This is a genomic window from Citrobacter sp. MGH110, assembly GCF_001037515.1.
GTDB classification, from domain to species: Bacteria; Pseudomonadota; Gammaproteobacteria; order Enterobacterales; family Enterobacteriaceae; genus Citrobacter; species Citrobacter portucalensis.
In genome coordinates this window covers 325370-337643 of record NZ_KQ089831.1, presented here as the reverse complement: position 1 = coordinate 337643, position 12274 = coordinate 325370, and the positions used below count along the sequence as shown (strand labels likewise).

The following is a 12274-nucleotide window of genomic DNA, read 5'->3' as shown; positions in this document are numbered from 1 at the left end:
ACGATGGCGAACAGAATGATTCTGAACGAAACGGCATGGTTTGGCCGGGGAGCTGTTGGCGCATTAACCGATGAAGTTATTCGTCGTGGTTATCGCAAAGCGTTGATTGTGACTGATAAAAATCTGGTGCAGTGCGGCGTTGTTGAGAAGGTGACTTCCCGAATGGATGCTGCAGGTCTGGCATGGGAAATCTATTCAGGCGTTATTCCTAATCCAACCATTGCGGTAGTGCAGGAAGGATTGAGTGTCTTTCAGCAAAGCGGCGCAGACTATCTGGTCGCCATTGGCGGCGGCTCCCCGCAGGATACCTGTAAAGCGATTGGCATTATTAACAATAACCCGGAGTTTGCGGATGTACGCAGCCTTGAAGGGTTATCGCCGACACGCTTCCCGAGCGTGCCAGTTATGGCTATACCAACCACTGCGGGAACGGCGGCGGAAGTAACCATTAACTACGTGATCACTGACGAAGAGAATCGGCGTAAGTTTGTTTGTGTCGATCCACATGACATCCCGCAGGTGGCGTTCATTGATGCTGACATGATGGACGGCATGCCTGCTGCATTAAAAGCGGCTACTGGCGTAGATGCACTGACTCATGCCATTGAAGGCTACATCACGCGGGCTGCGTGGGCGCTTACCGATGCGCTGCACATTAAAGCCATCGAAATTATTGCCGGGTCATTACGCGGTTCCGTTGCGGGCGACAGCCAGGCGGGGGAAGCGATGGCTCTGGGCCAGTACGTTGCCGGGATGGGTTTCTCCAACGTAGGTCTGGGATTAGTGCATGGCATGGCACACCCGTTAGGCGCGTTCTACAACACGCCGCACGGCGTCGCGAATGCCATTTTGCTGCCGCACGTGATGCACTATAACGCCGAATTCACCGGGGAAAAATACCGCGATATCGCCCGGGTAATGGGGGTTAAGGTTGAAGGACTGACGCTGGCAGAGGCACGCAAAGCGGCGGTGGATGCCGTCTTCGCCCTTAATCGCGATGTAGGTATCCCACTGCATCTACGCGATGTTGGCGTCCGTAAAGAGGATATTCCTGCGCTGGCGCAAGCCGCATTTGACGATGTTTGTACCGGGGGAAATCCGCGTGAAGCGAGCCTTGGGGATATCGTTGAGCTGTACCATACCGCCTGGTAATCACCTGGCGCTTATCCGGCCTACAGGGTTGTACAATAAGTAGGCCGGATAAGCGCAGTGCCATCAGGAAATAAGGCTACCGCGCCAGCCGTAGCTGCTGTAGGTTTCCGTCGATATGTAAGTCTGTTTGCAGCCGCGCGATATCGCGGCACAAAAATGCCATCTCCCGATGTTCTTCGAGTTTCTTGCGCCATTTTTCCGGTACATCATCCAGGTGTTCATACAGCGCTTCCAGCGTTGGAAACTGTGCCAGCAGTTGTGTGGCGCTTTTAGGACCAATACCGGCAACCCCCGGTATTTTAGAACTGCTGATCCCGGCCAGTCCCCAGTAATCAGGCAGCAGTTGCGGCAGTACGCCAAACTCTTTCTCGATAAACGGCGCATCCAGCCAGCGTTTCTGGAAATAATCACGAATACGCAGCGTCGGGGAGAGTAGCTGACAGTAGCCTTTATCGGTTGAGACGATAGTCGCCTGGTGTCCCGCCTGGCTAACTTTCACCGCCAGAGTGGCGGCTAAATCATCGGCTTCATTCCCGCTGGATACCCAGCAGCAGACGCCGCGCTGTTCAAAAGCGGCGCGTAAGGCGGGCATTTCCTGGTGTAAATCGTCAGGCATCGGCGGGCGACCGGCTTTGTAGTCAGGTAACCGTTGGTGACGCCAGCCGCTGTTACGCGCTTCGTCATCAAATACCGCCACGGCGTGCGTGGGCTGACTGTGCACAATCAGCTGATCGAGCGCGTGCTGACATGCCTCCACGCAGGGGGAGCCCTGTACGGCGTGAATACGGCGGATGAGATTCAGTGCATCAACAATGAGCAGGTGGACGGCCACGGTGTTCTCCCTAACAAATTAGTCTGTAGGGTAACATTCACGACGAGTGGAGACGAGCATTGCGAAAGAGCGCTATCCGTAAGCCTGATAAGCGAAGCGCCATCAGGCAATAAAAGCCGGATGCGGCGAGCGCCTTATCCGGCCTACAGAAACGAAAATGTGCTGAGAATTAATCGCAGGTGACAATCTTCATCGCCAGACCACCACGAGAGGTTTCGCGGTATTTGGCGTTCATGTCTTTACCGGTTTCGTACATGGTCTCGATAACTTTATCGAGGCACACGCGTGGTTCACTGGTACGGCGCAGCGCCATACGTGCAGCGTTCACCGCTTTAACCGAAGCAATGGCATTACGCTCAATGCACGGTACCTGAACCTGGCCGGCAACCGGGTCGCAGGTCAGACCCAGGTTGTGTTCCATACCGATTTCTGCCGCGATGCACACCTGCATTGGGCTACCACCCAGCAGTTCAGCCAGACCAGCCGCTGCCATGGAGCAGGCGACGCCAACTTCACCCTGACAGCCGACTTCGGCACCAGAGATAGAGGCGTTCATCTTGTACAGTGAACCAATGGCGCTCGCGACCAGCATGTAGCGTGCCAGCGAGTTAGCGTTCACTTCACGGATAAACTTGTCGTAATACGCCAGTACGGCAGGAACAATCCCGCATGCACCGTTGGTTGGTGCAGTCACCACGCGTCCACCGGCTGCGTTTTCTTCGTTCACGGCCAGCGCGAACATGTTGATCCAGTCAACAACCGCCATCGGGTCGGTGGTGGTTTTGTCGCTGCTGACCAGCATGCGACGCAGCGCAGCAGCACGACGCGGAACGCGCAGTTTGCCCGGCAATACACCTTCGGTGGTGATGCCGCGTTCAATCCCGCTACGCATCACTTCCCAGACGTTAGCAAAGTGCTGTTCCAGCTCTTCTTTGCTGTGCAGCGCCAGTTCGTTTTGCATCATCAGACCGGAAAGTGACAGGCCGGTTTCCTGGCAATGACGTTGCAAATCAGCTGCGGATTTATACGGATATGGCACGTTTACCGGAGAGTTGTTCGGTAAACCAAAGTGTTCTTCATCAACGATGAACCCACCGCCAATGGAATAGTAAGTCTGGCTGTAAATGGCCTTTTCGCCCGCCAGTGCGGTAATGCGCATCCCGTTTTCGTGCAGGGACAGATTGTCCGCATGGAAATTCATGCACTTGTCGACCGGGAACTCGACCTCATGTTGACCATCTGCCAGCAGCAAACGCCCATGAGTATTCACATCCTGGATAAAGGACGGAATGGCATCAATGTCTACGGTATCCGGCAGATTACCCGCCAGGCCCATAATTATCGCGATGTCGGTATGGTGACCTTTCCCCGTCAGAGATAAAGAGCCATAGACATCAACCACTACGCGGGTTACGTCAGTGAGAATTCCGCGTGCAATCAGGTCATCCGTGAATTGTTTGCCTGCTTTCATCGGGCCAACAGTGTGGGAGCTGGAAGGGCCAATGCCGATTTTGAAAATATCGAATACGCTAATCATGAGGCGTCCATTGTGTATCGAGGTGCGCCGCCCCGAGGAGCGGCGCAGGGGAATTAACTGAACAGAGAGTAGAAAATAGCGGAGATAGCGATCAGGCCCATAATCACAACGAAGACGTTGCTGATATGGCCGCTGTACTTACGCATTGCCGGTACTTTCTGAATGGCATACATCGGCATCAGGAACAGAATCATCGCGATGATTGGGCCACCCAGGGTCTCAATCATGCCGAGGATGCTTGGGTTCAGCGTCGCCACAATCCAGGTGGTTACCAGCATGAACAGCGCAGTGATTTTGTTCAGTTTGTTGATTTCGATGGATTTGCCTTTGCCACGCAGAGACTTAATCACCATTCCATTGAAGCCTTCACGTGCGCCCAGGTAGTGGCCCAGGAAGGATTTGGTGATAGCGATAATCGCGATGATCGGTGCCATCCAGGCAATAATCGGCGCGTTAAAGTGGTTCGCCAGGTAAGACAGAATCGAGATGTTCTGCTCTTTCGCTGCTGCCAGGTCTGCCGGAGTCAGGCTGAACACGCAGCTGAAGACGAAGAACATAACGGTCAGTACCATCATGATGTGAGCGAATGCCAGAATCTTGGAGCATTTTTTCTCTGCTTCATCACCGTACTCTTCACGCTTCGCCACGGCGAAGGAGGAGATGATCGGGGAGTGGTTGAAGGAGAACACCATTACCGGAATTGCCAGCCACAGGGTCAACAGCAGGCCGTTGCCGGTGGTTGCCGCAGAGTCAAATGACATGGTTTCCAGAATCGCACCGCTCCACTGAGGGATCAGGTACAGCGCCAGCAGCATCAGAGCCGCAACAAACGGGAATACCAGGATGCTCATCGCCTTAACGATCATCTGCTCACCGAAGCGCACGATGGTCATCATGCCGACAATCAGGATCAGTGACAGGATTGCGCGCGGCGGCGGCGTAATTGCCAGCTGGTGGGTCAGGAAGCTTTCAACCGTGTTGGTGATTGCAACGCTGTAAACCAACAGAATCGGGTAGATAGCGAAGAAGTAGAGCAGGGTAATCAGTTTACCTGCACCAACACCAAAGTGTTCTTCTACAACTTCGGTGATGTCTTCACCCGGATTTTTACCGGACAGCACAAAGCGAGTCAGACCGCGGTGTGCAAAGAAGGTCATTGGGAAGGCAAGGATCGCCATGATGATCAGCGGGATCATACCGCCTACGCCTGCGTTAATCGGCAGGAACAATACACCCGCCCCAATCGCCGTGCCGTAAAGGCCCAGCATCCACATGGTGTCTGTTTTGCGCCATGCGCTGCGGGTCTGGCCCGTAACGATAGTGCTGGTTTGAGTGTTTTCCATCTATTTCTCCTGGAGGAAGCTTAAAAAGTCGGGTTTGGGGTCAATCCAATGAGAAAGTACCCGACTGTAAATCGAAATTCGTTGAGCGATTTTTATATAATTTTTCGCCGTAATAATTTTCGGGCGGAAAGATACATTTTAGTAATGAATGTATCAGTGATCGGGATCCCAAATGCAATAATCCACCTTTTATGTGGATAAATTTGGGCCATTAATCTGTTAAAAAATAGTCAAAGCGAATTTACGGGCGCGAAGGCTAACATTAACGACATATCTCATGAAAGCGAAGGCGCGAAGATAGGCGTGTTCAGCTGTAAAAACTGTTGTTTTTAGATGATTTCGGCGACTAATAATAATTTTCTAAGATAAATCACGGTTGGTTTTTCAAGGTAATCGTTTGCGTGACGCGCTGTTTTTAATGAATCATCACTGATATTTATATGATTGTCGGGGCTATGTGACTGGTATCACTAAAAAAAGCCGGGAGGCAAGTGCGCCAAACCCGGCTTTGATATGGACAAAACTGTCACCGCTATAGCGCTGCTAGCGGGTGTTGAAGGTTAGGCGCAGATCTCGTAACAAGGGATATACGCAGTGCCCGGTAACTTCATACGATGTTGTGCAACAAAGCCCTGCAGGAGATCGTCCATGCGGCGCATCATTTCGCGGTCACCGTGGATTTTGTACGGGCCAAACTCTTCAATAGCGCGGATCCCGACTTCCTTCACGTTACCTGCCACAATACCGGAGAATGCACGACGTAAATCGGCGGCCAATACTTCAACGGGTTGATCCGGGTACAGCTTCAGGTTGGCCATGTTTTCATGGGACGGCTCGAACGGCATCTGCAAATCAGGCGCGATACGAATCGACCAGTTAAAGCTGTAAGCATCTCCTGTGTCGCGACGGTTTTCTTTCACCAGCGGCATCGCTTTTTTCATCAAACGCGCAACTTCCGCCGCATCGTCAATGATAATGCGATAGTGGCGACGCGCATCTTCCCCTAGCGTGTGCACGATAAATTCGTCCAGCACGCGGAAGTAATCCGCACTCTCTTTTGGTCCGGTCAGGATCAGCGGTAGAACCTGATCTTTGTTGGCCGGATTCATCAGGATCCCCAGCAGATACAGCAGCTCTTCTGCTGTCCCTACGCCACCCGGGAAGATGATAATACCGTGGGCGATACGCACGAACGCTTCCAGACGTTTTTCAATGTCCGGCATGATGATCAGTTCGTTTACCAGCGGGTTAGGCGGTTCAGCGGCGATGATTGACGGTTCGGTCATGCCAATAAAGCGGCTGTCTTTGTATCGCTGCTGGGCGTGACCGACCGCAGCGCCTTTCATTGGCGCTTCCATCGCCCCCGGACCGCAGCCGGTACAGATGTTCAGTTCGCGCAGACCCAGTTGGGTGCCGACGCGACGGGCATACAGGTACTCATTTTCGTTGATTGAGTGACCGCCCCAGCAGACGACCATGTTCGGCGCTTCACCGACGTGCAGCGCCCGCGCATTACGCAGGATCGAGAATACGAGGTTGGTAATATGCACCGAGCTTTCGAGATCCAGATGCTGAAAACGACCGGCGTTATGGATCTGTCCATTGACGAACAGAATGTCGCGCAGCACGGCAAACAGGTTAGCCTGTAGCGCACGAATAATGCGTCCATCAACAAACGCATCTTCAGGTGGGTTGATCAGTTCCAGCTTCACGCCTCGTTCGCGGCGCAGTACGTTAATATCGAAACTTTCAAAGCGGGACAGCAGTTCTTTACTGTTGTCGGTCAAACTGCCGGAGTTCAGAACGGCAAGCGAACAGTTACGAAACAGTTGATACAGGTCGCTGCTGGCCGTGCGTTTAAGCATATCGACTTCCAGCTGCGACAACATGTCCATTGAGCCAAGCGGGCTAATATGTGTAATCAAGTAAACTCCTTATGGGACGCAACACGTCATTCCCTATTGATTACAATAGCCCTGGCTTATGACCTTTCACAACCTTGCGCGCGGAATCCGGCACGCAAAATTGAGAAAAAAGATTACTGACGTACCAAACGACCGGTTGCCGGAGTGAAATCGGTGTTGGTGCGCCATGGGTTAATGTCCAGACCGCCACGTCGCGTGTAGCGTGCGTAGACGCTCAGTTTCTCTGGCTGGCAGAAGCGCAGAATGTCATTGAAAATACGTTCCACGCACTGCTCATGAAATTCATTATGGTGGCGGAAGGAGACCAGATAACGCAGCAGCTTCTCTCTGTCGATTTTCCGTCCACGATACTGAATTTGTATGGAGCCCCAGTCGGGCTGGTGGGTGATCAGACAGTTGGATTTCAGCAGGTGGCTGACCAGCGTCTCTTCGACTGCCTTTTCACCGCTCACGGCATTTTCCAGATACGCAGTGCTGAACTGATAGTTGTCGATGACGATATCCTGATTGTCGATACAGGTCCCATTAAAGTGGGCTATCGGCTGCCCTTCCAGTTCGTCAAGGCGGTACAGCGCCACGCTGACATCGCCCTGAGCGCAGGCGCGCAGATCGTTTTCCAGCGTCTGGCGTACCGCGTCCCAGGAATCAAAACGCGTCTGGTTAAAACTGTTCAGGTACAGCTTAAAGCTTTTCGATTCAATCAGATTTACGCTGGTGTAATCCAGCTCCACATGACCGACCGCAACCTGCGGTAAGCCGTTGGCATTCAGCCACGACAGTTCATATAGCGTCCAGATATCCGCACCGTGAAAAGGCAAGTTATCGGCCTTTAAATCCAGCGGGTCGCGATTCAGGCTGCGCGGAACGCCCTGCAACAGACTTGCATCGTAATTGTCTCGGTAATCCGTTGATTTACCGAGTGTCAGGCCGTTAAGCGCCTGATGATTTTCATAAGAGGACATGTTTCACCGTCATAAACCAGATACACTATGCGACAAGTGTATCCTGGCTTTTGTGAAGAGAGAAATCAGTGGACGAATTGACAGCGCAGGCGTTGATAGCCTTTACGACGCGTTATTGCGACGCATGGCATGAAAAAAACAACAGTTGGCCGCTCAGCGAAGAGCTGTATGGCGTACCTTCTCCGTGTATCATTTCTTCCACAGACGATGCGGTATTTTGGCAGCCTCAACCTTTTGTCGGCGAAAATAACCTCAATGCGGTTGAACGGGCCTTTGATATTGTGGTACAACCTGCCGTTCACGCTTTTTACACCACCCAGTTTGCTGGTGATATGCACGCGCAGTTTGCGGATGAAAAGCTCACGCTGCTGCAAACCTGGAGTGAAGATGACTTCAGGCGCGTTCAGGAAAACCTGATTGGTCATCTGGTTACGCAAAAGCGCCTCAAGCTATCACCTACGCTTTTTATTGCCACACAAGATAATGAGCTTGACGTCATTTCGGTGTGCAATCTGTCCGGTGAAGTGTGCAAAGAAACGCTGGGAACCCGTAAACGAACGGTGCTGGCGGCCTCACTTGCGGAATTCCTCACTCAACTTAAGCCAGTTCTGTAATCCAGTTTGCCCTGAATCTTGTGAGAGATCTCTTACAAACCCTGTAGGACATTGCCAGGTGATAAGTAAAGACTTAATGAATTGATAAAATAATAATTTATTATTATTCAATTGGTTAGTGTTTTATTGTCAACTTTCATATGAAAATAATCATAAGGGTAAGCCTGTAAGCATCTTGTAAGACAAAGCGAAACAGGCGATTCTATATCTGTCGACAAGGAGTCGCACAACGAAGAGAACATCAGGATGATGGCTCTTCGCCAGGATACACCAGGACGGTGTTGCAAGGACAGGCTTCAGGACGAAGCAAAGAGGAAGACGCTGGATGCGTTAAAGGACACCTCCAGGATGGAGAATGAGAGCCGGTCAGGATGTTCGGCGGGTCTGGATGGCCAGGATACTTCAGGATGAAGTTTTCACATCGGGGTGATGTGAGCAGGATGCAAAAGTTCAGGATGAACACGGTCGCAAGACCACAGGAAAAGTTGTCAAGGATGAGCAGGGAGCACTAAAAGTAGCTGGAATGCTGCGAAACGAACCGGGAGCACTGTTTTTACAGTGCTCCCTTTTTTTATTTCCCTTCACTAGTGCTATTCTTCGCGCCAGATTTTTTCATCATTGAGGTTAATTTCATGACGACTCATGACCGTGTGCGCCAGCAGTTACATGCACTTGAAGCGCTACTGCGTGAACATCATCACTGGCGGATGGATGAGCCAGCAGAGCATCTGTTTACCAGTACACAGCCTTTTTGTATGGATACCATGGAACCGGTCGAGTGGCTGCAGTGGGTGTTGATTCCCCGCATGCATACGTTGATTGATAACGCGCAGCCGCTTCCGCAGGCTTTTGCCGTCGCACCGTATTACGAAATGGCGCTGGCAGCCGATCACCCGCAACGCGACATTCTTCTGGCGGCATTGCAGGAGCTGGATGCGCTGTTTACTAGTGATAACGCCTGATGCTGGAAATTCTTTATCAGGACGAATGGCTGGTCGCCGTCAATAAACCTTCGGGCTGGTTGGTTCACCGCAGTTGGCTCGACCGGGATGAGAAAGTGGTGGTGATGCAAACGGTGCGCGACCAAATTGGTCAGCACGTATTTACCGCCCATCGTCTCGACAGACCAACCTCCGGCGTGCTGCTGATGGGACTGTCCAGCGAAGCCGGGCGTTTGCTGTCCCAGCAGTTTGAACATCATCAAATTCAGAAACGCTATCATGCGATTGTGCGTGGCTGGCTGATGGATGATGCCGTGCTGGATTACCCGCTGGTCGAAGAGCTGGATAAGATTGCCGATAAGTTTGCCCGCGATGATAAAGGCCCGCAGCCTGCTGTCACCCATTATCGTGGCCTGGCAACGGTAGAAATGCCGGTAGCGACTGGGCGTTATCCGACTACCCGTTACGGGCTGGTGGAGCTGGACCCTAAAACCGGTCGCAAGCACCAGCTCAGACGCCATCTGGCGCACTTGCGCCATCCGATTATCGGCGACAGCAAGCACGGTGATTTGCGGCAAAACCGCAGCGCCGCAGAGCATTTCGGTTGCCAGAGATTGATGCTGCATGCCAGCCAGCTTGCGCTGACCCATCCTTTCACCGGCGAACCGCTGGTTATTCGCGCCGGACTGGATGACGTCTGGATGCAGGCGTTATCACAGTTTGGCTGGCGTGGACTTCTCCCTGAGAATGAAAGGGTTGAGTTCAGCGGGCTGTCAGGTCAGGATGAGCAGATAGATTCTTAAGTCCCAGGAGATTACGGTTATGGCGGAAATTGGAATTTTTGTCGGCACGATGTACGGAAACGCGCTGCTGGTTGCCGAAGAGGCCGAAGCTATTTTGACGGCGCAGGGTCATAAAGCTACGGTGTTCGAAGATCCGGAGCTTAGCGACTGGCAGGCATATCAGGATAAATATGTACTGGTGGTGACTTCCACGACCGGGCAGGGCGATCTGCCGGATAGCATCGTGCCGCTGTTTCAGGGGATCAAAGATAATCTCGGTTTCCAGCCAAATCTGCATTACGGGGTAATTGGGCTGGGCGACAGTAGCTACGTTAATTTCTGCAATGGCGGCAAGCAGTTCGATGCGCTGTTGCAGGAACAAAGCGCCCACCGTGTAGGAGAAATGCTGCTGATTGATGCCAGCGAGCATCCTGAACCGGAAAGCGAATCCAATCCCTGGGTAGAAAACTGGGGAACCTTGCTTAAATAACTCCCTCGCTCGTACGGGCATGCAACCCCCATTTGAACCGCAAGCCGGGCCAGGCGAAGCCACCACCCGGCAATAAAACCCCAATTACGTGAACTAACTTCCACTACTTTGGGCTTATGCCCCAAACAACTTCTCACTGCCTCCCTAATGTTGTGTTCATGCACGGTGAGGGTCAGTGGCACTCCTTCATATACTTTTCCCGTCAGTTCCCGGAATGGCAGCGAGTCAGAATAAAACGGCCCTGAGCTGTACCAACACTGCCACACACTAACCTCTCATTCTGATCACCCTACAGGTGCTGTACAGAATGAACTGGCGAAAGCCAGGATTCAGGAGTGCAACAATGAGTTCATTAAGTCAGGCGGCGAGCAGCGCGGAAAAACGCACTAACGCTCGCTACTGGATAGTGGTGATGCTGTTTATCGTCACATCCTTCAACTACGGTGATCGCGCCACCTTATCCATTGCCGGTTCGGAGATGGCCAAAGACATTGGTCTGGATGCGGTAGGGATGGGGTATGTATTCTCCGCTTTCTCATGGGCCTATGTTATCGGCCAGATCCCCGGCGGCTGGTTGCTCGACCGCTTTGGTTCAAAACGCGTTTATTTCTGGTCCATCTTTATTTGGTCCATGTTTACCCTGTTGCAGGGTTTTGTCGATATCTTCAGTGGTTTCGGCATTATCGTTGCGCTGTTTACTCTGCGTTTCCTCGTCGGTTTAGCTGAAGCGCCCTCCTTCCCCGGCAACAGTCGTATTGTGGCGGCGTGGTTCCCGGCACAGGAAAGGGGCACAGCGGTCGCTATCTTTAACTCTGCGCAATACTTTGCCACCGTTATCTTCGCGCCAATCATGGGTTGGCTGACCCACGAAGTGGGTTGGTCGCACGTGTTCTTCTTTATGGGCGGTCTTGGGATTGTTATCAGCTTCGTCTGGCTGAAGGTGATTCATGAACCGAACCAGCACCCGGGCGTAAACCAAAAAGAGCTGGAGTACATTGCCGAAGGTGGGGCGCTGATCAACATGGATCAGGCGGCAGCCAAAACAAAAGTGCCGTTTAGCGTGAAGTGGGGGCAAATCAAACAGCTGCTGGGTTCACGGATGATGATCGGGATTTACATCGGCCAGTACTGCATTAACGCGCTGACCTACTTCTTTATCACCTGGTTCCCGGTTTATCTGGTGCAGGCTCGCGGTATGTCGATTTTGAAAGCTGGCTTTGTTGCTTCGGTTCCGGCCATTTGCGGATTCGCCGGCGGCGTGCTCGGCGGCATTATTTCCGACTGGCTGATGCGCCGTACCGGTTCGCTGAATATCGCCCGTAAAACGCCAATCGTACTCGGTATGCTGCTGTCGATGGTGATGGTGTTCTGTAACTACGTCAATGTGGAGTGGATGATCATCGGCTTTATGGCGCTGGCCTTCTTCGGCAAAGGTATCGGTGCGCTGGGATGGGCGGTGATGGCTGATACCGCACCTAAAGAGATCAGCGGTCTGAGCGGCGGTTTGTTCAACATGTTTGGCAACATCTCCGGCATCGTCACGCCAATTGCTATCGGCTACATCGTCGGGACTACCGGCTCGTTTAACGGCGCGTTGATTTACGTCGGGGTACATGCGCTGATTGCGGTGGTGAGCTATCTGGTGCTGGTGGGCGATATTAAACGTATCGAACTGAAACCTGTCGCAGGACAATGA

General features: G+C 52.5%; 11 protein-coding genes. 6 read left to right on the top strand and 5 right to left on the bottom strand.

Annotated features, from left to right (window positions below):
* The first annotated feature begins 3 nt into the window (after positions 1-3).
* Entirely contained in the window at positions 4-1152 is a 1149-nt protein-coding gene (fucO, locus tag SK38_RS17695) for a lactaldehyde reductase (protein ID WP_048236688.1), read from the top strand.
* A gap of 76 nt (positions 1153-1228) precedes the next feature.
* On the opposite strand, the gene xni is transcribed toward fucO, so the two are convergent.
* From xni to queF, 5 genes are all read right to left on the bottom strand, one after another.
* The gene (xni, locus tag SK38_RS17690) at positions 1229-1984 is read right to left on the bottom strand and encodes a flap endonuclease Xni (RefSeq protein WP_048236687.1); all 756 of its coding nucleotides are present in this window, start codon (positions 1982-1984) and stop codon (positions 1229-1231) included.
* Positions 1985-2153: 169 nt separating this feature from the next.
* A complete protein-coding gene (locus SK38_RS17685) occupies positions 2154-3521 on the bottom strand; it encodes an L-serine ammonia-lyase (RefSeq protein WP_003034070.1) in 1368 nt (455 codons plus the stop codon).
* Between the two features lie 53 nt (positions 3522-3574).
* A complete protein-coding gene (locus SK38_RS17680) occupies positions 3575-4864 on the bottom strand; it encodes an HAAAP family serine/threonine permease (protein ID WP_003034073.1) in 1290 nt (429 codons plus the stop codon).
* Between the two features lie 560 nt (positions 4865-5424).
* Complete coding sequence (gene ppnN / locus SK38_RS17675) at positions 5425-6789, bottom strand: nucleotide 5'-monophosphate nucleosidase PpnN (protein ID WP_003034076.1); 1365 nt, start codon at positions 6787-6789, stop codon at positions 5425-5427.
* Between the two features lie 113 nt (positions 6790-6902).
* The gene (gene queF, locus SK38_RS17670; RefSeq protein ID WP_003825665.1) at positions 6903-7751 is read right to left on the bottom strand and encodes an NADPH-dependent 7-cyano-7-deazaguanine reductase QueF; all 849 of its coding nucleotides are present in this window, start codon (positions 7749-7751) and stop codon (positions 6903-6905) included.
* A gap of 68 nt (positions 7752-7819) precedes the next feature.
* Between queF and syd the strand changes: the two genes are divergently transcribed.
* The 5 genes from syd (at position 7820) to gudP (ending at position 12274) form a co-directional block, all read left to right on the top strand.
* Positions 7820-8365: a SecY-interacting protein gene (gene syd, locus SK38_RS17665; protein ID WP_032944836.1), complete on the top strand. Its 546-nt coding sequence runs from the start codon at positions 7820-7822 to the stop codon at positions 8363-8365.
* A gap of 632 nt (positions 8366-8997) precedes the next feature.
* Positions 8998-9327, top strand: a complete 330-nt coding sequence (locus tag SK38_RS17660; RefSeq protein ID WP_003825670.1) for a YqcC family protein — start codon at positions 8998-9000, stop codon at positions 9325-9327.
* Complete coding sequence (gene truC / locus SK38_RS17655) at positions 9327-10109, top strand: tRNA pseudouridine(65) synthase TruC (RefSeq protein WP_003825671.1); 783 nt, start codon at positions 9327-9329, stop codon at positions 10107-10109. Before SK38_RS17660 ends, truC begins: the two co-directional genes overlap by 1 nt.
* Before the next feature lie 19 nt (positions 10110-10128).
* On the top strand, positions 10129-10578 hold the full coding sequence (locus SK38_RS17650) for a flavodoxin (RefSeq protein WP_003825676.1): 450 nt from the start codon (positions 10129-10131) through the stop codon (positions 10576-10578).
* Positions 10579-10921: 343 nt separating this feature from the next.
* Positions 10922-12274: a galactarate/glucarate/glycerate transporter GudP gene (gudP, locus tag SK38_RS17645; RefSeq protein WP_048215647.1), complete on the top strand. Its 1353-nt coding sequence runs from the start codon at positions 10922-10924 to the stop codon at positions 12272-12274.